We start from the raw sequence: 25,179 nt of genomic DNA, 5'->3' as shown, positions 1-25,179 counted from the left end.
TTATGGCTGTCGCCTTTGATTATACAAAAAACATAACTAGATTTATAGCGTAAACACCCCATAATACGTTACTTTTATCACTTTATTTTAGCATTTATTTAAAGTAAAAGAGGCAACCAGCACAGCATATGAAAATCCCTAATAAGGACAAATATCGTTTACATGACAAAATTCAGCTGGTGCTCAAGGTTAACTACAGTTCTTCTTTTTTTGCGGTCATTTTTGGCCTAATCTGTCTTTTATTTTTAGATATAAAAGAGGTAATTCCTTATGTCTTTTTCGGATTTGCTGCGTTTAACGTTATCAATACTTTTTTGTTTAAGCGGCATCAAAATTTGACCATTACCTATAATGTCACATCCCTATTGGCCATGATTGGTGCAATCATGATTACCTTGTTTAGTGGAGGCATCCAAAGTCCTTTCATTTTTGTTTTGGCCATAGTGGTGTTTGCAGGATATGTAACCACCAAAGTTTATGGCCAGATTTATTTGATTATCAACTTAGCGGTAGTAGCCATTATCTTTTTATATGATTTAGGGGATTTTAAAATTTCAGAAAACACCGTGCCTTCAGATTCCAGAATCTGGTTTGCCTTTTTGAGTGTGACTTTCGCGGTGTATTTGTTAGGAGGAGTTTTTGGGAAAAACTTATTGAAAGCGCATCATAAACTGTATAGGTCAAGAAATGAAATACAAGAACGGATAGAGGAAAAAGAAACACTTTTAAAAGAGGTTCACCATAGGGTCAAGAATAATCTTCAAACTGTTTCCAGCTTGTTGAGTCTACAATCTAGAACCATTGCGGATGAAAACATCAGCAATATTATCAAGAGCAGTCAAAATAGGGTGGTTTCCATGGCAATGGTGCATGAAATGCTCTATAAAAGAGATGATTATTTATCCAAAATTGAGCTTAAACCTTATGTAAAAGAGTTGTGCGAATATTTAGTTCGCTCGGTTAAAGGCAACTCTAACAATATAAAGGTAAAGCTTGATATCCATGAGAACAAGCTAAGTATAGATACGGTAATTCCTTTAGGGTTGATTATTAACGAGACCATTACCAATGCTTTAAAATATGGTATTACTGAAGATCAAGAAGGAGAAATTTCGGTTAGCCTTCGCAAATTAACGGACAACCGCTACGAAATGTATTTAGGAGATAATGGTATAGGATATTCCGAAGATATAAATCCTAAAACCTCCAATTCCCTTGGATTAAAACTCATCTATAACCTTGCACGTCAATTACGGGGAACGATTACTAAAGATTCAGAAAAAAAGGGTACGTATTATCGTCTAGAATTCGAGGAAATTATAGAAGAATTCAACTCAGTTGATTAAAACCTTTTCCTATCTTTAGAGGATTAACTCAATCCAATAAAGTATGTTGAAAAAATTACTCCTTGGGGTATTCTTTTTAAGCACTTCCCTTTCTGCACAAGATTATTTCTTTAAAAAATTTCATCCTTTTAATTCCAATGTCCCATCTCCAGAAGAATTTTTGGGCTATGGCATTGGTGAAAGGCATACAAGGCATGACCTTATCGTTAATTACCTTACCAGACTTGCTGAAGTATCCGACAGAGCCAGCATCCATGAATATGGAAAAACACATGAGGGTAGAAAACTGGTTATTCTAACCATTACCTCACCTGAAAACCTTGGAAATCTAGATCAACTTAAAACGCAACATTTACAATTTACTGATCCATCCAAAAGTCCATCCAACTATGATGAGGTGCCCATTTTTATCAATTTAGGATACAATGTACATGGAAATGAGCCTTCCAGTTCAGAAGCTGCACTGTTGACGGCTTACACCTTAACAGCTTCCAATAGTCCAGAAATCCTTAACTATTTAAATAAAGGAGTCATTTTTATCGACCCCACTATAAATCCTGATGGAAGGGATAGACATACACAATGGGCCAATATGTACCAAGGGAATCCTATGGTAGCAGACCCACAGGATGCGGAGCATAATGAATACTGGCCAAGAGGCAGGACCAATCACTATTGGTTTGATTTAAACAGAGATTGGTTATTAGGCATAAACCCTGAGAGTCGCGGTAAGTTGGGCTGGTACCATGAATGGTACCCCAATGTGGTAACAGATTTTCATGAAATGGGTTCTCAAAGCTCATACTTTTTTGAACCGATGAAAGACAATGGGTCCCTTAATCCAATTATGCCGAAAGAAAACTATGAAGACTTAAACAATCTCTTTGGGGATTATTTTTCCAAAGCTCTGGACAGTATCGGCTCCTTTTACTTTAGTAAAGAAGTATTTGACGGTACCTATCCTGGGTATGGTTCCTCCTACCCTGACTTACAGGGTGGTCTCGGACTACTATTTGAACAAGCAAGCTCCAGAGGACATAAACAAACCACGGATTTTGGGGAAATCACTTTTCCTTTCACCATAAGAAACCAATATACTTCGAGTATCACCACTATTAAAGCGGCTGTTGAGAATAAAGCTTTATTGAGAAAATATCAGCAAGATTTCTTCAAAAGTGCTTTGACCAATGCTACAAAAAGTAAAATACGAGGGTATTCCTTTAAAGATAATCACGACCCAAACCGTGTAAAGGCTTTTATTGATAAGCTTTTGCTCCATAAAATTGATGTATACCGCTCTGGAAACAGTTTTGTGGTACCCACACGACAACCACAGTACAGAATGGTGCAGACCATGTTTGAAACCTATGGAAAATACAGGGATAGTGTGTATTATGATGCCTCTGCATGGTCGGTTGCCAACTTTTACAATATGAAGTATAAGGCAGTTACTTCAGTAAATCAAGGCGAAAAGTTAACCTCGCTGGATAACCTAGCAAGTCCAAAAGGCGTTCAAAAAACCAACTACGCCTATATCATTGATTACAATGATTACAATGCTATAGCTATGCTTAACCAGCTCCAATCAAATGGATTGGTGGTTTCTTCCTCTTTCAAACCGTTTACCATAAGAACTAACTCGGGAGATCAAAAATTCAACTATGGCGCTTTGGTTATTCCAGTTAGTCTTCAGAAGAAAGATTCAGATGAGGTGTATGCATTGATTCGAGACGCACAAAAAGAATTTCAAGTTCCTGTTTATGCCGCAAACTCGGGCTACAGTCTTCAGGGCATCGATTTAGGAAGTAGATGGATTTCTCCCATAACAAAACCGAAAGCAGCTATGTTAGTGGGTGATGGAGTGCGTTCCTATGAAGCAGGAGAGGTTTGGCACCTATTGGACACTAGAGTACACATGCCCATAACCAAGATTCCTATGCGAAATTTTGGAAGAATCAATTTGGATAAATACAATACCTTGGTGATGGTTTCCGGCAGCTATGATTTTTCTGAAAAACAACAAGAAAAGATAAAAGCTTGGGTAAGTAAGGGAAATACCCTGATTACTATCGGAAGTGCTTCAAAATGGGCGGTTGATAAAAAGCTAGTAGAGGAAAAATTGACCGAAAAAGAAAAAGATTCTACAAAAACGGTGGTCCGAAAACCCTATGTAAATGCCAATGAAAATCTGGGTAAAGAAAGTGTTGGTGGCGCCATTTTTAAGGTTGATTTGGATATTACACATCCCTTAGCATTTGGGTATACAGATACATCCATTCCCGTATATAAGAACAATTCCGTTTGGCTGGCACCTAGTAAAAATGAATATGCCACGGTGGGCAAATATGCTAAAAACCCACATATAGACGGATTCATTACCAAGAAAAATATGGAAGAAAACCTGAAACCATCAGCCTCTTTGCTAGTGAGTAAAATGGGTGGTGGAAGAGTAGTTCTCTTTGCAGATAATCCTAATTTTAGGGGATCTTGGTATGGAACCAACCGACTATTTTTAAATGCATTGTTTTTAGGCAATAAAATCAGAATTCCAGAATAACATATCTTATGAAAAAATTATTTTCTTTTCTATTTCTTTTCCAAATCCTGATGGGTTATGGTCAAGAAAAAATGAGTGAAGGCCCTTTTTCCCAACTTATAATACGTGGAGTTACCTTAATCAATGGTAATGGAGCCCCGCCAAGAGGTCCAATTGATATTGTTGTTGAAAACAATAAGATTGTGAACATACAAGTTGTTGGCTATCCTGGAGTCAAAATTAACGAATCCAAAAGACCAGTGCTCAAACCCGGTGGAAAAGAACTGGATTGCAATGGCATGTATCTTTTGCCTGGTTTTGTGGATATGCATGGCCACATTGGTGGTGTTGCCCAGGGTGCAGACTCTGATTATGTTTTTAAACTTTGGATGGCCCATGGTATAACTTCTGTTCGCGAACCTAGCGGACGTGGAGTGGATTGGACGTTGGATTTAAAGCGAAAAAGCGAGAAAAATGAGATTATTGCTCCAAGAATATTTGCATACACCGGTTTCGGTCAAAAAAACAAAGACTTTAATCCTTTAAACGATGCTCCCATAAGCACACCTGCCCAAGCAAGAAAATGGGTTCGCGCGAATGCTGAAAGAGGTGCGGACGGTATCAAATTTTTTGGCGCATCACCAGAAATTATGGCTGCTGCCCTGGATGAAAACAAAAAACTGGGACTTCGTTCCGCTTGTCACCATGCACAACTGGATGTTGCACGCTGGAATGTGTTGCATTCTGCAAGAGCAGGTTTAACCAGTATGGAGCATTGGTATGGTCTTCCAGAGGCACTATTTGAGGATAGAACGGTACAAGACTACCCTTTGGATTATAATTACCAAAACGAACAGCATCGATTTGAGGAAGCAGGGAAACTTTGGCAACAAGCAGCTAAACCTTATTCAGAACATTGGAACAAGGTGATGGATGAGCTAATTGATTTGGATTTTACTCTAGATCCCACTTTTAACATTTATGAAGCAAGCAGAGATTTGCACCGCGCTAGAAGGGCAGAATGGCATGAGGAGTATACCTTACCATCCCTTTGGGATTTTTATCAGCCAAGTAAAATTTCTCACGGTTCGTATTGGCATGATTGGGGTACAGAGCAGGAAGTGGCTTGGCGTGAAAATTATAAACTATGGATGACCTTTGTAAACGAATATAAAAATAGAGGCGGCAGGGTAACTACTGGCTCGGATTCTGGTTTTATTTTTCAATTATACGGCTTTGCCTACATCCGTGAAATGGAATTGCTCCGCGAAGCTGGTTTTCATCCATTGGAAATTATAAGGTCTGCTACCCTAAACGGGGCAGAAGCCTTAGGCATGGCCAACCAAATCGGGACTGTTGAAGTTGGAAAACTGGCAGATTTTGTAGTGTTATCTGAAAATCCACTAAAAAATCTAAAAGTATTGTATGGCACTGGTGCCGTTAAACTAACAGAAGAAAATGAGGTTGTGCGTGTTGGTGGTGTGCAATACACCATTAAAGATGGTATTATTTACGACGCGAAGGCGCTTTTGAAAGACGTAAAGAAAACAGTACAGCAACAGAAACAAAAATTAAACTACAGAATAAAGCAACCGGGATTAAAATAGTGTACATATCTTATTGGTTTTGGGGTTTAATGAGGCAAAAATATACTTCTTAATATTCTCCGTAGTATTTTATCGGTCTGTTACAATTTTATCCGATTAAGCGTTTTTTAGGGTTGAAATGAGGAATGAAGGCATTACTTCATCTTAGATGAGTCGCTGGAATCTCTTTTTTTCCTAAGCGAAAAAGCTATCGATGCAATAACGAAAGCTGTGCTAAAAAATAGCGTAAGTGGAATTGCAACACCCATAATCATGATTAAGCTAATTTAGATTTGTTTCTTTTTGTTCTAAAAGAAAGTGCTTTTTTAACTCTAGAGTTTTTAAACATATACAATCTAGCAACTTCAGTTTCTTTTTGTGTTTCCTGAATTTCAATATTCAATTCAACACCAACAGTAGTAGTTTCAACTTTAACTTCCTTAGAAAAGTCTTGTGCCGTAGCTAAAGTTCCGAAGAAGATTATTGCGATGATGGTTAAAATTGCTTTCATGACTTGGGTTATTATTACAATGTAAATGTACCCTCGCATGCCATCTGGCCTGGATTTAACTCGCTTAACTTCCTTATTTTTTCGGTGTGGGAACCTTTTTCGGCTGAAGTGTATTTTATCCTCGACAAACGTTTTTAGGGTTAAAAACAGCCTATCGATTCCATGTGCATTTCATCGATGTTTTAAAAATCGAGATGTAGTAAAAGATTGGGATTTGGACAGTTTTTTTTATAAAAAGGCAGATTTTCTTTGGCACATACCCCAGGATAATCACCTCTACACCCCTGAATATCCCAAATAATCTGAAAATGTAAATGTGGAGCGTAGTTTACATTAATATCTGGGGTGCCCAAAGTACCTAACAACTCCCCTTTTTTAAAATGGGTTCCTATTTGCAGTTCCACTATAGACTCTAAAGATAAATGACCATACAACGTATAAAAGGTAGTATCCGCAATTTGGTGCTCTAAAATTATGGTCGGTCCATAGTTTCCTATATCCTTATTATTCTTAACACTGTACACCTTGCCCTCAATAGGAACTATCACTTTTGTACCTGCCTTGCTCCAAAAATCCATTCCTAAATGAATGTTGCGGGCTCCGCTTTTTACAAAGCGTTCAGATTTGGTATAAAGGGACCGATGCTCCAAGTAACCGCCAAACGCTACTTCGGCATTGTTCAACGCCAAGACCTCATTAATATAGGTTTGACAGGTATCAGGATTTGTAATATCAATATTATCTAGATGGACATTCTTAATTGATAAATCTAGAAGACAATACTTAGATAAAGGAATAGTATTATCAAGTATAGCAATAGGTTCTTTACTATAGTCCTGAAGTAAATTTTCCAAAGGCATTTAGGAGAATATATTTGGGTTAACAATTTTTAACAGCAACACAAGTAATACTTCTTATATTGATGCTACTAAACACAAAAACCAAGATGAAGATAGCAAGATTTCCATTTTTAGCACTTATTTTACTTACATCTGCTAGTTGTCAGCCCAAAAATACTCCTACTAAATCTGTATTAGTTGAAAAAGAATTGGTTGAACATGTGCAGATTAATCCTGAAGAACTTCAGAAATATGAAACAGCGTATTTTGCCAGTGGCTGTTTTTGGTGCGTGGAAGCCGTTTTTGAAAGTGTAAAAGGGGTAAAAGAGGTCTATTCCGGTTATGCTGGTGGCACGGAAGTGAACCCTACATACGAACAAGTGGCCTACGGGCGTACCAGACATGCGGAAGCTGTTGAAGTATATTACGACCCCGAACTAATTTCCTTTACCCAACTGGTGCAGGTATTTTTTGGTTCGCATGATCCAACTTCTTTAAACAGACAAGGTCCGGACAGAGGGGCTCAATATCGCTCTATTGCCTTTTATGAAAACGATGCTCAAAAAAAGGTTATCACCGACTATGTATTGCTTTTAGAATCTAAAAATGTATATGACCTTCCTATAGTAACAGAAGTGAAGGAGTTTGACACCTTTTACAAAGCGGAAGAATACCATCAAGATTTTGAAAAGAGAAACCCTAACAATTCTTACATAAGAAATGTTTCCGTTCCCAGGTTGAATCGTTTTAAGGAAAATTTTAAATCTTATTTAAAGGAAGAAGCTCACTGAGCCTATTAATTCGGAGAAAAAGAGATGTAGGTGGATGAAGGAATAAAGCATGGTCTTTGGGACAATGGAGTTAGGGTATCCATTACTCATTCAATACCACTTCGCTGAACTTTGAGCTGATGTTAATGGATTTATTCCCCTTATTATTTATGTGATACCCTTTGTACACATTGTTATTATAGTTTTTGGAAGCACCAATTGCCAGAATTTTGGGGTACTTAAAGTCTGACGCAATTTCATTCACATAAATTGAAAATGGCACTGTAGGCATTTTACAGTCGACTTCGCCATTCTCAACAGTAATATCTAAGGTTGAAAAGCCATCAGCTACAGCATTTATTTGTAGCGTCCCAAGGTTGTTGGTTACAAAAGCTTTGTTCACCAATTTATCAATAGTAATATTGGAAGAAACAGCATTCAATTTTAACTCCCCTACTTCTATTAAATTTACATCGTCCGAATAATCGGTTTTTAACTGTCCGTAATTCCACTTTTGCACCGATACCGGTGAATATGAGGCTCTAATATCTGTGCCATCACCATCTATGGTAGAAGCAAGCAAGCTTGCATAAGACAAGCTTGCATTAATGTTTCTGGTATTGGCGGCCAATTTAACCTCTCCATGTCTCACATTCATCTTAAGTTTGACAGATTTTGGCATTTTTATTTTAATGTGCTTTTTAACCTTATATTTTTTGTCTTCTCCATCCGTAGAAAAATAAAATATATTGCTGTCGTCCCCACTCTGGATACTAAATACCCTATTGGACCTTTGTGCATGCCTTAATTCATCCCTTTCGGACCTAAGCTGATCGCGCTTAGCTCTTGCCTTGTCACGTACGGCGCGCGCCTCTTCTCTTAAATTATTACGCTCTTCAATGAGTTCCTGTCTTTCTTCATTGCGTCTTTGAATTTCTTCTTCGCGCTCCTCTGCCATTTGCTCTATTTCCTCGCTCCATTCTTCAAAGCGATCTTGGTACTCCTGATCAAAATTCTTATCAAAATCTTTCTTCCACTTTTTTAAATACTTGTCACCATCCTTTTTATAGGCATCATAATCAAAATTGTTAAAAGGCATTGGAGGCATTGGAGGCAAATCCGGAATCACAAACACCTCTGGCAATTCGGGAATTCGAATGCTTTCAAAAAGTGGCGCTACCATAGGAACCTCTGGGACTACAAAATTGAAATCCAATGCATGTCCAAAGTTTGAGCTTGAAGTGCTTACTTCAATCTTTTTACTATTTCCTACAATTTTAATAACCTCATTTTCGAAATAAGACTCGGCTTCTTCCTCGGTGGCTCCTTCTAGTTCCACCACAGCGGTAACTTCCACCTCATTCTTGTTCCAAGTTTCAAACTCAATGTCTGCATGACTAGTATTTATATTTAAAACTGTCTCATCGCTGACATTGAAGGACTCTTTGTAGGTTTTTGACTTTTCTTGTCCATGACAGACTGCTCCTGCAAACAAAAAGAGAAATACGTTAAATAATATTTGATGATTCTTGTTCATTTTTTGATGATTTTAATTGATTCAACTTTGTTTTTAACTTCTGTAATAATTGAAGCCTTAGCTGTAAGTTCTTAATCAAGGCACTTATGGTTTGATCGTTGGGGCCAATTTTATTTAATTCCACATTTAATTTATTGTACTCCTTATCAAGGTCAGCGAGCGTTTCCATATAACCATCTACAATAGCCTTGTTATCCCCGGTGAATTCAATTCCGGAAAGCTCTAGATTAATATTGGTTACGTAGTAACTCTCTATTTTTTTTAAATCTGGTGAAAGATCTCCTAACGAGAAATTTTGAGTGCGTGCCCCTGTGGAATCCGTATCAACAACCTGATTATTTCTGTTCGTGTCATTTTTAGACGGATTAGAAAAAAAGTACAACCCCAAACCGAACATCACTAAAACAGATGCTGCAATTCCTAACCAGAAAAAGGTTTTATTTTCCTTTTTGTTCAATTCTTTTGGGAATTCCCCATCCAACCTGTTCAAAAAACGACTCTCATGCCCTTTTTTTAGCGAATGGGTCTTCTTTCTTTCTTTTGCGAACAGTTCTTTAAGATCCTGTGCCATAAGCGATATCTTTAAGTGTTTCTTTTAATCTTGCTTTTCCTCTTAATAGTCTGGTCCTCGACGCGGTTTCTGAAATTTCCAATATTTGAGCTATTTCGTTATGATCATATCCTTCTACTAGAAATAATTGCACTACATACTTATATTTTTTAGGCAAACCTTCAATAGCCGCCTTTACCTTTTCTATTGAAATGTCATCTTCTATAGTCCAATCATCATCATCCGTTACATGTAAATAGCCTTCTTTTAATTCCACCGTCATTTGGTGTTTAGATTTTAAAAAATCGATACTTCTATTCACCACAATCCTCTTTAACCAAGCTCCAAAAGTTACTTCTCCCTTAAACTGATCTATACGCTGAAATGCCTTGATAAATGATTCCTGCAATACATCCTCAGCGTCATCTGGGTTTTTCAAAAACCGCATGCATACCGCATACATACCGTCACAATATTGCCTATAAAGCTTTAATTGTGCCTTACGATCATTCTTCTTGCATTGTTCTACCAGTTCAATTTGAAACATGGTTAGTTGTAGTGTTTGATATTTTGGCTGTTTGCTTTAAGGACGCTAAAAAAAAAGCGGCGTTGCAAAATAGATCTGTTTTGGGTGATTTTTAACAAAACTATACTAATTCATCCATCAAATGGCGTTCAAAGCCGTAGTTCTAAACCAGCTATCGGAAACCATACGAAAACTTTATACCTTCGTAAGGAATACTATGATATTTACTCTTGGCAAACAAAAAAGATAAACCAACCAACACAATTTCTAGAATAAAGCAAATTCGAAAGAAACAAATCTCTTCGGAAGCTTTGGTTGATGGTATTTTCAAAGGAGATAAAACCATATTGGCAAAAGCCATTACCCTCTTGGAAAGTACTAAAGCTGAACATTTTGAAAAAGCCAATGCGGTTGTTGAAAAGTGTCTTTCCAAACCAAACAGTAGTATTCGAATTGGGATTACTGGAGTCCCTGGGGTTGGCAAAAGTACGTTTATTGAAGTTTTGGGTAAAACACTAACTGCACTTGATAAAAAAGTAGCCGTTTTGGCGGTAGACCCAAGCAGTTCTTTAAGCAAGGGTAGTATTTTGGGCGATAAAACCCGCATGGAAATGCTAGCCAAAGACCCTAAGGCTTTTATAAGACCTTCCCCTTCTCGCGAGTCTTTAGGAGGAGTAGCGCAAAAAACCAGAGAAAGCATTATTCTGTGCGAAGCGGCTGGATACGATGTGATTCTTGTGGAAACTGTTGGTGTCGGCCAAAGCGAAATTATGGTACACAGTATGGTAGATTTCTTTTTACTATTAAAACTATCAGGTGCTGGGGATGAGCTGCAAGGCATAAAAAGAGGAATTATGGAAATGGCAGATGCCATTGCCATAAATAAAGCGGATGGAAAGAATTTAGAAAGGGCGGAATTGGCCAAAGTGGAATTTTCTAGAGCTTTACATCTCTATCCCCCTAAAGAAAATGGATGGGTTCCTAAAGTAATGAGCTGCTCAGCTATTGAAAACACAGGTATAGTAGAAATATGGGATATGATTCAAGAGTGTATCTCACAAAATAGAGACAACGGTTATTTTGAAGGAAATAGAAAAAAACAAAGCAAAAATTGGTTTTTGCAAACTGTGGATGAACACCTAAAACAATACTTCCATAAACAGAAATTCTTCAAAACAATTCAAGATGAAATGCTGAAAGCCATTGCTGAAAACAAAATATCGCCTTTTTATGCAGCAAAGACTCTTCTGGAACGGGTGACCAAAGAACTTAAATAAAAGAAGTAAATTTGCGCAGATTATAAGCCAATTCATGAGCATCGTCACCAACTCTCTCCTATCCATAGTGGTTCCTTTATACAATGAAGAAGACAATGTGGTCTTATTGACGCAAAAAATTCATGAAAATTTAGAAGGATACAACTATCAAATTGTTTATATAGACGATTTCTCAACGGACAAAACTAGGATCGTTGTAAAGGAAATGGACGATTCAAAAGTGCATCTTATTGAATTGAAAAAGAATTATGGTCAAAGTTTGGCGCTTGCTGCTGGAATTGACTACGCGGAGGGAGAATATATCATTACCATGGATGGAGATTTACAGAACGATCCATCCGACATTCCTCAAATGCTCGAATATGCTATTGATGATGAGTATGATGTAATTACGGGTATACGCCAAAAAAGAAAAGATTCCCTTGTGAAGAAAATACCTTCCAAAATTGCAAATTTCTTGGTGCGAAGGGTGACTAAATTAGACATTAAAGATAATGGCTGTGCATTAAAAGTATTTACAAAAAACATCGCCAAAGGGCTGAACCTATATGGCGAAATGCACCGGTTTATAACACTGCTGGCCCATTTAGAAGGTGCACAAATAAAGCAAGTACCTGTAAAGCATCATGCCCGTCATGCAGGAGTCTCCAAGTACGGATTGGAACGCGTTTTTAAAGTGGTTGCAGATATGATGTTACTACTTTTTATCCGAAAGTATTTTCAAAGACCCATCCACCTTTTCGGAATTTTTGGTGTCTTGTTAATTATACTCGGGTTCTTTATCAATATTTATCTCTTAATTGTAAAACTTGGTTTTGGCGAGGATATTGGCAGTAGACCCCTCTTGATTTTTGGAATGATGTTCATTTTAGGGGGAATTCAGTTGTTCACCATTGGTATTGTTATGGAATTATTGATTCGTACTTATTATGAATCACAACAAAAAAGGCCGTATCGTGTCAAAAAAATTACAATAGGTGACGGAAAAGCTGCGTAAAAAGTTAATTACCGCACTAAAAATTGTTGTAAGTGCAGCTTTAATCTACTTCATTTTCACCAAAATAGACCTTGAAGATGTTGCACAAACCGTAAGGCAAAGCAATCCGTTCTACCTTTTTTTAGGAGTTCTACTTGTGGTTCTTTCAAAAGTATTGGCAGCTTTTAGACTAAACCTCTATTTTCATCAAATTGATGTTAGAATTTCCCAAATCAGTAACTTAAAATTATACCTGCTTGGGATGTTCTACAATCTCTTTTTACCGGGTGGAATTGGTGGCGATGCATATAAAGGCTACGTTATTCAAAAAAAGTACAAATCGGGCACTAAAAAAGTAGTTTCTGTTTTGCTCCTAGATCGTTTAAGCGGTATGCTCTTGATTTTCATTTACGCCAGTATTTTGGCACTTTCTATCAACACTCCTTTTTTTGAACGCTTTTACTGGCTAATTGGACTGGGCATTCCGTTAAGTATAACTGTTTTTTGGTTTCTTAATAAAAGGTTTTTTTCCTATACCTTACCCATTTTTTGGAAATCCTTTGGGTATTCAACATTGGTGCAGCTTACCCAACTCATTTGCATCCTTTGTATTTTAGAAGCACTATCCATAAATGGGAGTACCATTGAGTATTTATTTGTCTTTTTAATCTCTTCGATAGTTTCTGTTATTCCTTTAACTATTGGAGGTATAGGAAGCAGAGAAGTAACTTTTCTGTATGGTGCTAAATGGTTGGGGTTAGATGCAAGCACATCAATTAGTATCAGCTTTATTTTCTTTTTAATCACTGCATTGATATCCCTTTTTGGGATACTATACCATTTTAAAAAACCAAAATTGGAAGTAATAGATTAGTCCAAACGCACCAAGTGCATTTTGTTTAGCTTTTTCTGACGTGTGAGGGGATTTAAAAACTTGATTTGCAACCTCGTAATCCTAAACTGGTCTACTGTTATTTGATCATGCCAATGAATTCCAGATTTTGAAAGTTCTTCCAATTCAGTATCATTGGCATAAATCCAGACATCTTTTTTATCCATTAACTCAGCTACGGGAACAATGGCCACTGGCTTTTTATTATAAAAATCCAACGCCCATGTAAATCGCTTAGAAATCTTAAATACATTATCCACTGGAATCTTTTGTTCAGCAATTTTTTCGGACATGGTCGACCCAGCTTGATATTTTAACAATGACGGATAAAAATGTGTATTCATTACCCCATTCAATAACAAAGAACTGTACACAGATAAAGTGATGATTCGGATATAATACGCCTCCCTTTTTAAACAGAAATAGGTAATTACCCCTAACAACGCTAATAGTATAAAGTAGCAATGTATTTTTTCAAACTTAAACACATGGAAACATACCAAAAGAGTAAATATAAATACCAAACTAAGAATGAAGTATTGCACTCCCAAAAGTCCTTTTATAATAGCGCCTTTGGAGTGTTTGTACAAACTATGCAAATAGGAAGCTGAAAGAATGGAGTATAATGGAATTAGAATATTAATATAATGGGGAAGCTTAAACTGGGCGAAGCTTATTAAAAAAAATAAAATCGTAATTCCACCAAAGGTGAGAAATTCGAACTGAGGCCTATATTCAAACCGCATTTTCCAAAAGGCTTTTGCCCTTCTCCAATATGCTATTAAAGCCAGTACCGTCCACGGAAGAAAAACCCAAAGGAATGTATGAAAAAAGAAAAAGAAATCGTTGCTGTTCTTCCCTACTCCTTCTCCGCTGAGTCGTTCAAAGCTCTGCTCCCAGAAAATGAAAAATATTCCACTTCTATTACTTTGTCCTCTTATAATTTTTTCGGGATGTAAATCAAATTGAAGATAATACGCATAGAGCATAGGGGCGATGCTCATTCCAAAAATGACCAAAGCTACCAAAACCCTCCAATTGAACAAACGATTCCATTTTCGAGTGTATGCCAAATGGCAAAGGATTGAGACACCAATAACTGCCAAAGCAATCTGTCCTTTAGTAGAAAAGGCTATCCCCGCTCCTAGACCACCTAACATGATATTTTGAATGGTGTTTCTTTCTATATAGAGTGCCAGCTGCCAAATAGTGAAAATGGTAAATCCGGTTAAAACTGCATCTGTGCGCACATCAATAGTTGACAGCACTATGGTCTGCGCTGTCATAAAAATTAGTGCAGAAAACTTACCAATATCTTTATTGTACAAGAGTTTTCCTAAACCATAACAGCTATAAGCCCCAAGTAAAGTGGCTAAAATGGCAGGGATTCTATACGCCCAGTCGTGAATTCCGAAAATTTTAAAGGATAGCGCTGCTAACCAATAATGCATATGTGGTTTATCCAGATATTCCTCGGTTCCCTTAATAAGTGTAAAGAAGTCATTTTCTTGCACCATCCGCATTGCCATAACAGCAAATTGGGCGGAATCATTTTCGAAAAGGGTCACGAACATCCCAGCTATATATACCAGAACAACGAGGGTAAGTAAAAACCAATACCTGGTTTGTGAAATCATGTCCCCAATTTTTGGAATGCAAATATAGCTAACTTGGCAAATAGCCATCCAAAAAGAGCACCAATTATAATTCCGGTAAGGACATCCAATGGAAAATGTACCCCAATATATATTCTACTATAGGCCACAATAAAAGCCCACAAAATGAGAAAGTCCCCAATATGCCTGACCTTTTTAAAGAATAAAATGGAGAAAAAAGTGGCAGGAGCAAATGAATTAGCCGCATGGGCAGAAAAATAGCCAAACTTTCCACCGCAATAACTTTTTACTAAACGCATTATTCCACTTACTTCTGGGTCATGGCATGGTCTTAGGCGCCCAATACCATATTTGAAAAAATTGGATAGTTGATCCGTGCAGGTTATCAACAGGGCTATGCTCACCAAAATTATAGCTGTTCGCTTCAAACCAAAATTTTTGAATGATAGGTATAACAATAAAGCATATAAGGGAAATGAATTTCTGGTCTTGGTCATAAACATCCAAAAACCATCCCAGGTATCTGTTCCCAATCCATTGAGAAACAAAAAAACTTCCTTATCCAGTTGTATTAATTCCTCAAGCATCTTTACTTCTCATATCTGGATACCTCACGGTCATAAAAAGCGGTGGCAGCCTCAATCAAGCTTTCTGCTTCCGCTGCCAATTCCTTTTCGTCTTCTTTAGAAAATTCTTCTAACCATTCCACTTCGTCATTTTCAAGATTGATAATAAAACGCGGGTATTCTGTATGAACAATGAAAATTGAATTTGGATGATCTGTATTATCACCTAAAAGAAACTTGGGTAACTCCATTTTTTACACTTGGGATTTTGCTTAGCAAAATCTGATTATTTATGAATCAACTTTTTGGTTAAATAGTGAAATCGAATATACAACATTACCGCCGAAGCCGTTAGCCCCAATAACAAGCCCATCCAAATGCCTGTACTTTTAAACTCGGTAAACAATCCAAAGTAATAGGAAACAGGAAAACCAATCAACCAATAAGCAATAAACGTTATTAGGGTTGGAATCTTTACATCTTGCAGTCCCCGAAGCGCTCCCAATACAACCACTTGTATTCCGTCTGAAATCTGAAAAAATGCCGCTACCAACAATAGCTTGGCTGCAACTATAATCACTTCTGAATTATCCGCTTGATTCATTACATCATCCACATCCAAATAAATGGTAGGCAACCAGTTTCTGCCCACTAGAAAAAGTATGGCGAAAACGACCTCTAACAATAAGGTTAGAAAAAATATGGATTCGGCAATTCTTCGGAGTTCTTTAAAATTCTGTAGGCCTTTCTGATTCCCAACCCTCACCATGGCTGCCACACTTAAGCCCATACCTACCATAAAGGTCATGCTGCTCAAGTTTAAAGCAATCTGATTGGCTGCTTGTGCATTTTTGCCCAATACCCCACTCAACCAAATAGCAGCGGTGAATATGGCTACCTCAAAAAACATTTGAAGCGCAGATGGAAAGCCTAAACTGATAATTTTATTGATAACTTTTCTTTCTATAACCTTAAAATTGAATCCAGTAACATAAGGCTGAAATTTTTCTTTTCTCTTTAACAGGAACCAAATATAACCTACCATGATAAACCTTGAAGCCAGTGTGCCAATCGCCGCACCTACTATTCCCAGTTTTGGAAATCCGAAAGAACCAAAAATCAACAAGTAGTTAATGGTGATATTCACCACATTTGCTAAAATGGTGGCATACATGGGGTATTTTGTCTGTGAAAGTCCCTCGGAAAACTGCTTAAAAGCCTGAAAAATGATAAGAGGCACCAAAGAAAAAGCGACCAGTTCCAAATACGGAATGGCTAGCTCAACCACTTCTGGCGGTTGTTTCATGGAATATAGAAAAGGCTTGCAAAGTAATATGATTCCAAAGAGAGAGAGTCCCAATACCGTACATAGCACCAAACCATGTTTTAGTGCACTTTTACCATCTGTCTTGTTCCCTGCGCCATCCGCTTCCGCAACCAATGGGGTTATCGCCGTGGAAAACCCTATTCCTAAAGACATTGCTATAAATACAAAACTGTTACCTAGTGAAACAGCTGCCAACTCCGCAGTACCTAGTTGCCCAACCATAATATTATCGGCGAAGGCCACAAACGTATGACCTAACATGCCCAGAATCACAGGATAAGCCAATTTTAAGTTGTAGCGGAATTCTTTGGTATAATTCTGTAGCAAAGTGAAAATTTAAAAGAGCGTAAAGATAACTGGATTGGTTAGATATTTAGACTATTCAATGGTTAGTTTTTTGATAACTGGCAAACAAAAAATCATCATAGATTTTTAGCTTCTTCCCAAAAAATATCCATTTCTACCAAGGTCATATCTTTTAATGATTTCCCGGATGCTTTTGCCTTACTTTCCAAGTATTGAAACCTTTTAATAAACTTTTTGTTGGTTCGTTCCAAGGCATTTTCGGGGTTTATATTCAGAAAACGTGCGTAATTGACCATAGAAAAAAGCACGTCTCCAAATTCTGATTCCACCCGGTCTTTATTTCCTTGTTCAACTTCTATCTGAAACTCAGAAAGTTCTTCCTTCACTTTTTCAAATACCTGTTCGGGGTGTTCCCAATCAAAACCAACTCCGGCTACCTTTTCTTGAACCCTATTAGCTTTCACCAATGCAGGTAAACTGTTGGGGACTCCTTCCAACACACTCTTTTTGCCTTCTTTAAGTTTTATGTTCTCCCAATTTTGTTTTACCTCTTCCTCATTTTCGACCTTTACATCCCCATAAATATGTGGATGCCTATTAATCAGTTTTTCGCAAATTCCGTTGGCCACATCGGCAATATCAAAATCCTTGGTTTCTGAACCAATTTTGGCATAAAACACAATATGTAGTAATAAATCTCCTAGCTCTTTTTTTACCTCATCCAAGTCATTTTCCAAAATAGCATCACCCAGTTCGTAAGTTTCTTCGATGGTTAAGTGACGAAGGGACTGCAATGTCTGCTTTTTGTCCCACGGGCATTCTGCGCGAAGTTCATCCATTATATTCAGCAGCCGGTCAAATGCCTTTAGCTGCTCAGGTCTTGCATTCATCTATAAAATTTTATCTAAAAGTACAAAGACCTTATCTTAGAGCATGATGGATTTAAGCCATATTTTTGGAGACTGTAAATTATTTTTCAACACTTTGAAATCATGATAGCTAGCGCCAATTATCTTCTAATATTTTCCCTTTACTTTGCATCCATCAATTTGAGTACTATTATGGCGCAGGAAAAATCTATAGATCAAAAGGTAGATTCACTTATAAAATTAATGACCCTTGAAGAAAAAGTAGGGCAGATGAACCAATATAACGGATTCTGGGATGTAACAGGTCCGGCTCCCCATGGTGGAAATGCTGAGGTAAAATACCAACACCTTAAAAATGGCCTTGTAGGCTCCATGTTAAATGTGGTGGGTACAGAAGAGGTCAGAAAATTACAGCAGTTAGTGGTGGAAGAGACCAGATTAGGAATCCCCTTGATCTTTGGCTACGATGTAATCCATGGGTATAAGACACTTGCCCCTATTCCTTTGGCTGAAGCTGCAAGCTGGGATATGGAAGCTATTGAAAAATCTGCACGAACTGCCGCGGAAGAAGCATCTGCGGTTGGGCTTAACTGGACTTTTGCCCCTATGGTAGATATTTCTAGAGATGCTAGATGGGGAAGAGTTATGGAAGGTGCCGGAGAGGATACTTATTTAGGGACTTGCATTGCAAAAGCGCGAGTAAAAGGGTTTCAAGGAGGCGACTTGTCACAACCAAATACGATAGCGGCATGTGCCAAACACTTTGCCGGATATGGTTTTGCAGAAGCAGGTAAGGATTACAATACAGTGGACGTTGGAACTGCTACGCTTTATAATTCCATATTACCTCCTTTTAAAGCAGCCGTAGATGCAGACGTAAAAACGGTTATGAATGGGTTTAATACTCTTAACGGAATCCCAGTTACTGGTAATTCTTTTCTTCAGCGTGATGTTCTAAAAGAAAAATGGGGGTTTGAAGGTTTCGTTATCTCGGATTGGGCTTCTATTATGGAAATGATTCCACATGGATTTGCCAAAGATTTAAAACATGCTGCCGAATTGGGTGCAAAGGCAGGCTCTGATATGGACATGGAGTCTTATGCTTATGTAAAACATTTGGTTGAAAATGTAAAGGAGGGTAAAGTAGATGAGACATTGGTTGATGATGCTGTTCGTCGAATTTTAAAAGTAAAATTTGAATTAGGGCTGTTTGATGACCCCTATAAATATTGTAATGAAGAAAGGGAAAAAGAACGTTTGCACCATAAGGACAATCATGCTAGCGTTTTGGATATGGCAATGAAATCCATTGTGCTATTAAAAAACGAACATAATTTATTACCCCTTAAAAAAGACCAGCAAAAAATAGCAGTAATTGGTGAATTGGCAGATGACAAAAATAGTCCTCTTGGCAGTTGGCGCTTAGGTTCAGATGATAATTCTGGAGTCTCTGTAATTGAAGGATTAAAGGCTTATACCGAAGATTTTAAATATGCAAAAGGTCCAAAAATATTTCATGAAGGTGCCAACTTTCTTAACGAGGTTGGAGTTAATGAGACGGATAGAACTGGAATAGATGAAGCAGTTGAATTGGCTAAAGAATCAGATATCGTACTTATGGTTTTAGGCGAACATGGATTTCAAAGCGGAGAAGGCAGAAGTCGCACAAAGCTTGATTTGCCAGGGGTGCAGCTTGAATTATTGCAGGCAGTGCATGAAGTAAATCAAAACATCGTACTAATATTAATGAATGGGCGCCCGTTGACCATCAATTGGGAAGCAGAAAACGTTCCAGCAATCTTGGAAACATGGCAATTAGGTTCTCAGGCTGGCAACGCCATTGCTAAAGTGCTGTTTGGTGATTACAACCCAAGTGGTAAACTTCCAATGACATTCCCAAGAAGTGTAGGCCAAGTTCCAATTTATTACAATCATTTTAGCACAGGAAGACCAAATCCAGAGGCCAACGTTTTTTGGTCTCATTATTCCGATGAGAAAAATGAACCCCTCTTTCCATTTGGTTATGGATTGAGTTACACTACGTTTGAGTATTCAAATTTTCAGATTGATGATTCCGATCAGAATAGTATTAAGGTTTCTGCTACAATCACCAATACAGGAGATTCAGATGGTGAAGAAGTTGTACAACTTTACATTCATGACAAAACCGCCAGTATTGCAAGACCTGTAAAGGAACTAAAAGGTTTTCAGAAAATCAGTATCCCTTCAGGTACTTCCCATAATGTAGAATTTAATCTTACCGATAAAGAACTTGGCTTCTATAATCATCAATATCAATATGTGGTGGAACCAGGTGAGTTTTCTGTGATGGTTGGAACAAATTCACAAGAGGGATTAACAGGAACTTTTACAAAAGATTAATTTTATTAAATGAGATACTTGTTACTTCTTTTTGTAGTCAGCTTAAGTGCACAGGAAAAATTACCTTTTGCAGATGAGGTGAAAGCAATCCAACAAAAGACGGATTCCATCTGGGATTCTTCCAAAGAAACCTTAGTTTTTACTGGGAGTTCCAGCATACGGTTATGGAATGACTTACAGGAGCGATTTCCCGACAAACAAATTCTAAATACAGGTTTTGGTGGTTCACAATCAACGGATTTAGAGCGTTTTTTAAACGAGTTAATTCTTAATTATCAACCATCAAGGGTTTTTATATATGAAGGAGATAATGATATCAGTTCAAAAAGAACCCCACGAGCCATTATAGGTACCATGGAAGATATTTTGGAAGACTTGCACAAAGAAAATCCAGCATTGGAAGTTGTACTGATTTCTGCTAAACCAAGCATAGCCAGATGGCATTTAAAACGCAGATACAAAAGGCTTAACAAAAAGCTCCTTAAACTGGCATCAAGTTTAAATGGAGTTTATTATGCAGATGTATGGAATACTATGCTCAATAAAAGAAAGCTTAAAAGGAATCTTTTTATTGAGGATGGGCTCCACATGAATACCATGGGATATGAGCTATGGTATGAAGCTTTAAAAGATTATGTAAATAAGAACACCTTATAATATGTCACTAAGAGTCGCATTACTTTTCATTGTAGTTATTTCCATTTCCGGTTGTCAGCCTGAAAAAAAACAAATTATCTTTCCCGAAACGGACCTTTCCAAGGCTGCTTTAATTCCAAAACCGGTAAAGGTAGTTCCAACCGGTAGTGCATTTGGGCTAGCAAAAAATACCATTATTTATACTTCGCCCAATGATAAAGGCTTTGAAAAAGCAGGGCATTTTCTATCGGAAAAGCTGAAAGCCAAAACCGGTTTGGACATTGCTGTAAATAACACCAATGGCGAAAAAATTGCGGAACGTTTTATTTATATCAATCAATCTGAAAGTGAAGATTTACAACAGCCAGAATCCTATCAACTTTATGTTAAAAAAGATTCTATCTTTTTAAATGCCAAGACAGCAGCCGGAGCATTTAGAGGTATTCAAACCCTACGTCAACTTATTCCAGAACAGAGCAACGATACCCTAACAACCTATCCATTATGGCCTATTCCAACTGGTAAGATATTAGATGACCCAAAATTTGAGTATAGAGGTGCTATGCTAGATGTAGCCCGGCACTTTTTCACTGTTGATGAGGTGAAAAGATTCATGGACCTTTTAGCCTATTATAAATACAACACACTGCATCTTCACCTTTCTGATGACCAAGGATGGCGAATTGAAATAAAATCATGGCCAAAACTAACACAGGTTGGTGGAGCCACCGAGGTCGGTGGCGGAGCTGGAGGGTTTTATACCCAAGAAGATTATAAGGAATTGGTAGATTATGCAAAAGACAGACATATCACCATCATTCCAGAAATAGATATGCCAGGCCATACTAATGCTGCTTCTTTAAGTTATCCATTTTTAAATGGCAATGGAAAGCCCCTAAAATCCTATACAGGCACACAGGTAGGTTTTAGCACTTTTGATGCTCAAAAAGATGAGGTCTATACTTTCTTAGATGATGTTATCAGGGAAATTTCCTCCATATCACCTAGCCCATATTTTCATATTGGAGGTGATGAAAGTCATGCCACCAAAAAAGGAGATTATATCCTCTTTGTAGAAAAAGTTGAAAAAATAGTACAAAAGCATGGTAAGCAAATGGTGGGTTGGAATGAAATTGCCCAGGCAAAAATAGGAGCATCGACCATTATACAGCTTTGGAATGAACCTCACAATGCCATAAAAGCGGCATCCACAGGTTCTAAAATCATATTGTCGCCCAGCGAAAAAACGTATTTGGATATGAAATATGATTCACTTTCCAAGTTTGGTTTAACATGGGCTGGATTTATTCCAGTAGACGTAGCTTACCAATGGAATCCTGAAACCTATGTTGAGGGGTTGCCCAAAGAAAGTATTTTAGGTATAGAAGCGCCACTTTGGTCCGAAACCATTTCAAATAGTGAAGAGATGGAATATCTGGCATTCCCGAGAGCCATCGGTTATGCAGAATTGGCTTGGTCAGCTTCTGAAAATCTCAACTGGGAGGAATACAAGGAGCGCTTAGTTAAGCAAGTGCCGTTTCTAAAACGCATGAATGTAAATTATTATCCCGCTGAACAAATAGATTGGGAAGAGTAATATTTATTCTTCCTCATCCGAAGAAACTATAGCTTCTTCATCAGTAGTAGAGAAATCATTGATTTTATTATCAATAAGTATGTTATACCATTGAATGATTTTTTTTATGTCACTGGCATACACCCTATCCTCATCATAATTGGGTAGAATTTCGAAGAAATATTCCTCAAGCTCTATTTTCTCAGCTTTGTGACTTATTGTGGTTTTCTTTCCACCTTCCTTTTCTACTATTTTTTGAAAAATTTCCTTAAGCGGAACTTCTTCTTCCAAAGTATAAATCGCAATTTCAGATAAAACACTCACGTTACTGCGCATTCCTACTGTTATGCGTTTTCCATCTAAAAGGGATTCACCCACAAAGCCAGTTCTTGTCTGGGTCAACAACCTAAAAAGTCCAGGTTTACCTCCAATTGATAAAATCTTGTCCAGTGCCATCTTTTTTATTTTATGCGCGCAAAATTATGCTTTTATCGCAAACTGCATTTTTTTTAACGTCCTTTTTTGATATTGGGAAACCTCATTCTATAATCCACATCGATTTTACCTTTGGAAATCTTATCCAATCTACTTTTTAAAAGCCGCTTTTTTAATGAAGAAAGCTTATCCGTAAAAAGAACACCTTCTATATGATCGTACTCATGTTGGATTACTCTTGCCAAAAGCCCATCATAGGTTTCTGTGTGTTCTTTAAAGTTTTCATCCAAATATGTTATTGTGATTTCTGGCTTACGTTTTACATCCTCACGAATATCGGGGATGCTTAGACAACCCTCATTAAAATCCCATTCGTCACCCGTTTCTGCTTCAATTTTCGCATTGATAAATACTTTTTTAAAATCCTTCAATGCTTTTTGCTGTTCGCTGGTTAAGTCTTCATCGTCTGAAAAGGGCGAAGTATCAACCAAAAACAAGCGTATGGGAAGCCCAATTTGGGGAGCTGCCAATCCAACTCCATGTGCATTATACATGGTCTCCCACATATTAGCAAGCAATTCTTCCAGTTTTGGATAATCAGAAGTAATATTCTTTCCAACTTTACGTAAAACGGGTTCCCCGTAAGCGACAATGGGCAAAATCATATTTTATATTCTATTTAAATAGGCCTGTAAAATTAGCGTGGCACTAATTTCATCAACCAAAGCCTTGTTTTGGCGTTTTTTCTTTTTCATCCCACCATCCAACATCGACTGAAATGCCATTTTTGAGGTAAACCGCTCATCCTGCCTTTCAATTGGAATGATTGGAAACTTTGCTGACAATTTCTTTAAAAAGGGTTGAATCAATTCTTCTGATACTGATGGAGTGTTATCCATTTGTTTTGGCAACCCTACTACAAACTTTTCTACGGATTCATTCTCAAGATACTTAACAAGAAATGACATCAAATCTTTGGTATCCACAGTAGTTAAACCAGACGCAATTATTTGAAATTCATCTGTAACTGCGATTCCAGTCCTTACTTTTCCATAATCCAAAGCTAAAATTCTTGCCAAGTATAAATTTTTCGCAAAAATAAACCTAAAAATGTTATGCTTTTAAAATATGTCCGCAATATTCTAATGAGCAGATTATCTTTGCTAAAATTTTAAAAAAAATGACAGAGCTAAGAGCACTCATTGAAAATGCTTGGGACAACAGGGATTTACTAAAAGACGAAACGATTCAAAATGCAATCAGAGAAGTAATTAACCTTATAGACCTTGGTGAATTGAGATGTGCGGAACCAACTGCGGATGGCTGGCAAATCAACGAATGGGTGAAAAAAGCTGTCGTACTTTATTTTCCAATCCAAAAAATGGAGGTTCTGGAAGCTGGCATTTTTGAATATCACGATAAAATTCCTTTGAAAAGAGGGTATAAAGAAAAAGGTGTACGCGTTGTACCTCATGCAGTTGCGAGACATGGTGCCTATATTTCCAAAGGAACCATTTTAATGCCCAGTTATGTAAATATTGGTGCCTACGTGGATGAAGGAACCATGGTGGACACTTGGGCCACCGTGGGCAGTTGCGCCCAAATTGGTAAAAATGTCCATCTTAGTGGTGGTGTAGGTATTGGTGGTGTTCTAGAACCACTGCAGGCAGCTCCTGTTATCATTGAAGATAATGCCTTTATTGGCTCCAGATGTATTGTTGTAGAAGGTGTGCGCGTTGAAAAAGAAGCCGTTTTAGGTGCTAATGTTGTACTTACCGCCTCTACCAAAATAATTGATGTAACCGGTAGCAGTCCCATTGAACTTAAAGGGAGGGTTCCGGCTAGGTCTGTTGTTATCCCAGGGAGTTATACCAAAAAATTTGCTGCTGGGGAATTCCAAGTACCTTGTGCTCTTATAATTGGAAAACGAAAGGAAAGCACCAACAAAAAAACCTCTTTAAACGATGCTCTTAGAGAGCATAATGTTGCTGTTTAAGCACCTTCGCAACCAGTTTTCACCTTACATTTCAAAAAGTTTCGATACTGGATGAGAAACACACTTAATTTTTCTTTCCAAATTAAAGCAACCTATTTTCTATTTGTCATCTTTTAAGCTCAAC

General features: G+C 37.5%; 24 protein-coding genes. 11 read left to right on the top strand and 13 right to left on the bottom strand.

The features are described 5' to 3' along the window. Window positions 1–128 precede the first annotated feature (128 nt). Genes FVB32_RS11020 through FVB32_RS11010 form a run of 3 tightly spaced genes read left to right on the top strand, consistent with a single transcriptional unit; the run spans window position 129 to window position 5,489 of the window. Window positions 129–1,346 (top strand): sensor histidine kinase, encoded by a 1,218-nt coding sequence (locus FVB32_RS11020; protein ID WP_147743852.1) that lies wholly within the window; start codon window positions 129–131, stop codon window positions 1,344–1,346. Window positions 1,347–1,389: 43 nt separating this feature from the next. Continuing rightward, complete coding sequence (locus tag FVB32_RS11015) at window positions 1,390–3,903, top strand: M14 family zinc carboxypeptidase (RefSeq protein WP_147743851.1); 2,514 nt, start codon at window positions 1,390–1,392, stop codon at window positions 3,901–3,903. Window positions 3,904–3,911: 8 nt separating this feature from the next. Further along, window positions 3,912–5,489 (top strand): amidohydrolase family protein, encoded by a 1,578-nt coding sequence (locus FVB32_RS11010; protein WP_147743850.1) that lies wholly within the window; start codon window positions 3,912–3,914, stop codon window positions 5,487–5,489. 256 nt (window positions 5,490–5,745) lie between these two features. Here FVB32_RS11010 and FVB32_RS11005 read toward each other — a convergent pair whose 3' ends face one another. Together FVB32_RS11005 and FVB32_RS11000 are read right to left on the bottom strand one after the other, a co-directional pair. Beyond that, on the bottom strand, window positions 5,746–5,979 hold the full coding sequence (locus FVB32_RS11005; protein WP_147743849.1) for a hypothetical protein: 234 nt from the start codon (window positions 5,977–5,979) through the stop codon (window positions 5,746–5,748). 182 nt (window positions 5,980–6,161) lie between these two features. Beyond that, complete coding sequence (locus tag FVB32_RS11000) at window positions 6,162–6,839, bottom strand: peptidoglycan DD-metalloendopeptidase family protein (protein ID WP_147743848.1); 678 nt, start codon at window positions 6,837–6,839, stop codon at window positions 6,162–6,164. Between the two features lie 86 nt (window positions 6,840–6,925). Between FVB32_RS11000 and msrA the strand changes: the two genes are divergently transcribed. Continuing rightward, window positions 6,926–7,609: a peptide-methionine (S)-S-oxide reductase MsrA gene (gene msrA, locus FVB32_RS10995; protein ID WP_147743847.1), complete on the top strand. Its 684-nt coding sequence runs from the start codon at window positions 6,926–6,928 to the stop codon at window positions 7,607–7,609. Window positions 7,610–7,691: 82 nt separating this feature from the next. On the opposite strand, the gene FVB32_RS10990 is transcribed toward msrA, so the two are convergent. From FVB32_RS10990 to FVB32_RS10980, 3 genes are read right to left on the bottom strand one after another with little or no spacing between them, the layout of a single operon-like run. Next, window positions 7,692–9,125 carry a hypothetical protein gene (locus FVB32_RS10990; RefSeq protein ID WP_147743846.1) on the bottom strand — a complete coding sequence of 478 codons (1,434 nt, stop codon included), beginning with the start codon at window positions 9,123–9,125 and terminating at the stop codon, window positions 7,692–7,694. Further along, window positions 9,097–9,696 (bottom strand): hypothetical protein, encoded by a 600-nt coding sequence (locus FVB32_RS10985; protein WP_147743845.1) that lies wholly within the window; start codon window positions 9,694–9,696, stop codon window positions 9,097–9,099. The genes FVB32_RS10990 and FVB32_RS10985 overlap by 29 nt, the downstream gene beginning before the upstream one ends. Further along, complete coding sequence (locus FVB32_RS10980; protein ID WP_147743844.1) at window positions 9,680–10,222, bottom strand: RNA polymerase sigma factor; 543 nt, start codon at window positions 10,220–10,222, stop codon at window positions 9,680–9,682. The genes FVB32_RS10985 and FVB32_RS10980 overlap by 17 nt, the downstream gene beginning before the upstream one ends. 209 nt (window positions 10,223–10,431) lie before the next feature. Between FVB32_RS10980 and meaB the strand changes: the two genes are divergently transcribed. Genes meaB through FVB32_RS10965 form a run of 3 tightly spaced genes read left to right on the top strand, consistent with a single transcriptional unit; the run spans window position 10,432 to window position 13,328 of the window. Continuing rightward, the gene (meaB, locus tag FVB32_RS10975) at window positions 10,432–11,478 is read left to right on the top strand and encodes a methylmalonyl Co-A mutase-associated GTPase MeaB (RefSeq protein WP_147743843.1); all 1,047 of its coding nucleotides are present in this window, start codon (window positions 10,432–10,434) and stop codon (window positions 11,476–11,478) included. Between the two features lie 34 nt (window positions 11,479–11,512). Next, window positions 11,513–12,475, top strand: coding sequence for a glycosyltransferase family 2 protein (locus FVB32_RS10970; RefSeq protein WP_147743842.1), 963 nt, complete (start codon window positions 11,513–11,515; stop codon window positions 12,473–12,475). Then, window positions 12,456–13,328, top strand: coding sequence for a lysylphosphatidylglycerol synthase transmembrane domain-containing protein (locus tag FVB32_RS10965; RefSeq protein ID WP_147743841.1), 873 nt, complete (start codon window positions 12,456–12,458; stop codon window positions 13,326–13,328). Before FVB32_RS10970 ends, FVB32_RS10965 begins: the two co-directional genes overlap by 20 nt. Here the strand turns inward: FVB32_RS10965 and FVB32_RS10960 are convergent. The 5 genes from FVB32_RS10960 to mazG all read right to left on the bottom strand — a co-directional run bounded on the left by FVB32_RS10960 (window position 13,325) and on the right by mazG (window position 18,051). Beyond that, window positions 13,325–14,983, bottom strand: a complete 1,659-nt coding sequence (locus tag FVB32_RS10960; protein WP_147743840.1) for an ArnT family glycosyltransferase — start codon at window positions 14,981–14,983, stop codon at window positions 13,325–13,327. The genes FVB32_RS10965 and FVB32_RS10960 overlap by 4 nt on opposite strands. Then, entirely contained in the window at window positions 14,980–15,549 is a 570-nt protein-coding gene (locus FVB32_RS10955; protein WP_147743839.1) for a phosphatase PAP2 family protein, read from the bottom strand. The genes FVB32_RS10960 and FVB32_RS10955 overlap by 4 nt, the downstream gene beginning before the upstream one ends. 2 nt (window positions 15,550–15,551) lie before the next feature. After that, window positions 15,552–15,779, bottom strand: a complete 228-nt coding sequence (locus tag FVB32_RS10950) for a hypothetical protein (protein ID WP_147743838.1) — start codon at window positions 15,777–15,779, stop codon at window positions 15,552–15,554. Window positions 15,780–15,814: 35 nt separating this feature from the next. Then, window positions 15,815–17,182: an MATE family efflux transporter gene (locus FVB32_RS10945; RefSeq protein WP_147743837.1), complete on the bottom strand. Its 1,368-nt coding sequence runs from the start codon at window positions 17,180–17,182 to the stop codon at window positions 15,815–15,817. A gap of 95 nt (window positions 17,183–17,277) precedes the next feature. Next, complete coding sequence (mazG, locus tag FVB32_RS10940; protein WP_147743836.1) at window positions 17,278–18,051, bottom strand: nucleoside triphosphate pyrophosphohydrolase; 774 nt, start codon at window positions 18,049–18,051, stop codon at window positions 17,278–17,280. Window positions 18,052–18,222: 171 nt separating this feature from the next. Here mazG and bglX point away from each other — a divergent pair, with 171 nt between their 5' ends. The 3 genes from bglX to FVB32_RS10925 are packed head-to-tail and all read left to right on the top strand — an operon-like array spanning window position 18,223 to window position 22,645. Next, entirely contained in the window at window positions 18,223–20,412 is a 2,190-nt protein-coding gene (gene bglX / locus FVB32_RS10935) for a beta-glucosidase BglX (protein ID WP_246139874.1), read from the top strand. Window positions 20,413–20,421: 9 nt separating this feature from the next. Further along, window positions 20,422–21,069, top strand: coding sequence for a GDSL-type esterase/lipase family protein (locus FVB32_RS10930; protein ID WP_147743834.1), 648 nt, complete (start codon window positions 20,422–20,424; stop codon window positions 21,067–21,069). Between the two features lies 1 nt (window position 21,070). Then, entirely contained in the window at window positions 21,071–22,645 is a 1,575-nt protein-coding gene (locus FVB32_RS10925; RefSeq protein WP_147743833.1) for a family 20 glycosylhydrolase, read from the top strand. 3 nt (window positions 22,646–22,648) lie between these two features. Here FVB32_RS10925 and FVB32_RS10920 read toward each other — a convergent pair whose 3' ends face one another. The 3 genes from FVB32_RS10920 to ruvX are packed head-to-tail and all read right to left on the bottom strand — an operon-like array spanning window position 22,649 to window position 24,138. Beyond that, the gene (locus tag FVB32_RS10920; RefSeq protein ID WP_147743832.1) at window positions 22,649–23,080 is read right to left on the bottom strand and encodes a DUF5606 family protein; all 432 of its coding nucleotides are present in this window, start codon (window positions 23,078–23,080) and stop codon (window positions 22,649–22,651) included. 53 nt (window positions 23,081–23,133) lie between these two features. Next, window positions 23,134–23,724 (bottom strand): peptide deformylase, encoded by a 591-nt coding sequence (gene def / locus FVB32_RS10915; RefSeq protein WP_147743831.1) that lies wholly within the window; start codon window positions 23,722–23,724, stop codon window positions 23,134–23,136. A gap of 3 nt (window positions 23,725–23,727) precedes the next feature. Next, entirely contained in the window at window positions 23,728–24,138 is a 411-nt protein-coding gene (gene ruvX / locus FVB32_RS10910) for a Holliday junction resolvase RuvX (protein ID WP_147743830.1), read from the bottom strand. Between the two features lie 101 nt (window positions 24,139–24,239). Here ruvX and FVB32_RS10905 point away from each other — a divergent pair, with 101 nt between their 5' ends. Then, window positions 24,240–25,055 carry a 2,3,4,5-tetrahydropyridine-2,6-dicarboxylate N-succinyltransferase gene (locus FVB32_RS10905; RefSeq protein WP_147743829.1) on the top strand — a complete coding sequence of 272 codons (816 nt, stop codon included), beginning with the start codon at window positions 24,240–24,242 and terminating at the stop codon, window positions 25,053–25,055. Window positions 25,056–25,179: the final 124 nt, after the last annotated feature.

The sequence above is a fragment of the Flagellimonas hymeniacidonis genome (assembly GCF_008040165.1).
GTDB classification, from domain to species: Bacteria; Bacteroidota; Bacteroidia; order Flavobacteriales; family Flavobacteriaceae; genus Flagellimonas; species Flagellimonas hymeniacidonis.
Note: the sequence above shows the minus strand (reverse complement) of the source record. Positions and strands in the feature narration are given on the sequence as shown.

Excerpts from the sequence above, each read along its gene's own strand:
- FVB32_RS11005 (WP_147743849.1), bottom strand. The coding sequence starts at position 5,979 with ATGAAAGCAATTTTAACCATCATCGCAATAATCTTCTTCGGAACTTTA.
- FVB32_RS10970 (WP_147743842.1), top strand. The coding sequence starts at position 11,513 with ATGAGCATCGTCACCAACTCTCTCCTATCCATAGTGGTTCCTTTATAC.
- FVB32_RS10925 (WP_147743833.1), top strand. The coding sequence starts at position 21,071 with ATGTCACTAAGAGTCGCATTACTTTTCATTGTAGTTATTTCCATTTCC.
- bglX (WP_246139874.1), top strand. The coding sequence starts at position 18,223 with ATGGCGCAGGAAAAATCTATAGATCAAAAGGTAGATTCACTTATAAAA.
- FVB32_RS10955 (WP_147743839.1), bottom strand. The coding sequence starts at position 15,549 with ATGCTTGAGGAATTAATACAACTGGATAAGGAAGTTTTTTTGTTTCTC.
- def (WP_147743831.1), bottom strand. The coding sequence starts at position 23,724 with ATGATTTTGCCCATTGTCGCTTACGGGGAACCCGTTTTACGTAAAGTT.
- FVB32_RS10980 (WP_147743844.1), bottom strand. The coding sequence starts at position 10,222 with ATGTTTCAAATTGAACTGGTAGAACAATGCAAGAAGAATGATCGTAAG.
- FVB32_RS10920 (WP_147743832.1), bottom strand. The coding sequence starts at position 23,080 with ATGGCACTGGACAAGATTTTATCAATTGGAGGTAAACCTGGACTTTTT.
- FVB32_RS10905 (WP_147743829.1), top strand. The coding sequence starts at position 24,240 with ATGACAGAGCTAAGAGCACTCATTGAAAATGCTTGGGACAACAGGGAT.
- FVB32_RS11015 (WP_147743851.1), top strand. The coding sequence starts at position 1,390 with ATGTTGAAAAAATTACTCCTTGGGGTATTCTTTTTAAGCACTTCCCTT.
- mazG (WP_147743836.1), bottom strand. The coding sequence starts at position 18,051 with ATGAATGCAAGACCTGAGCAGCTAAAGGCATTTGACCGGCTGCTGAAT.
- FVB32_RS11000 (WP_147743848.1), bottom strand. The coding sequence starts at position 6,839 with ATGCCTTTGGAAAATTTACTTCAGGACTATAGTAAAGAACCTATTGCT.
- FVB32_RS10985 (WP_147743845.1), bottom strand. The coding sequence starts at position 9,696 with ATGGCACAGGATCTTAAAGAACTGTTCGCAAAAGAAAGAAAGAAGACC.
- FVB32_RS11010 (WP_147743850.1), top strand. The coding sequence starts at position 3,912 with ATGAAAAAATTATTTTCTTTTCTATTTCTTTTCCAAATCCTGATGGGT.
- FVB32_RS11020 (WP_147743852.1), top strand. The coding sequence starts at position 129 with ATGAAAATCCCTAATAAGGACAAATATCGTTTACATGACAAAATTCAG.
- FVB32_RS10990 (WP_147743846.1), bottom strand. The coding sequence starts at position 9,125 with ATGAACAAGAATCATCAAATATTATTTAACGTATTTCTCTTTTTGTTT.
- FVB32_RS10930 (WP_147743834.1), top strand. The coding sequence starts at position 20,422 with ATGAGATACTTGTTACTTCTTTTTGTAGTCAGCTTAAGTGCACAGGAA.
- FVB32_RS10960 (WP_147743840.1), bottom strand. The coding sequence starts at position 14,983 with ATGATTTCACAAACCAGGTATTGGTTTTTACTTACCCTCGTTGTTCTG.
- msrA (WP_147743847.1), top strand. The coding sequence starts at position 6,926 with ATGAAGATAGCAAGATTTCCATTTTTAGCACTTATTTTACTTACATCT.
- FVB32_RS10950 (WP_147743838.1), bottom strand. The coding sequence starts at position 15,779 with ATGGAGTTACCCAAGTTTCTTTTAGGTGATAATACAGATCATCCAAAT.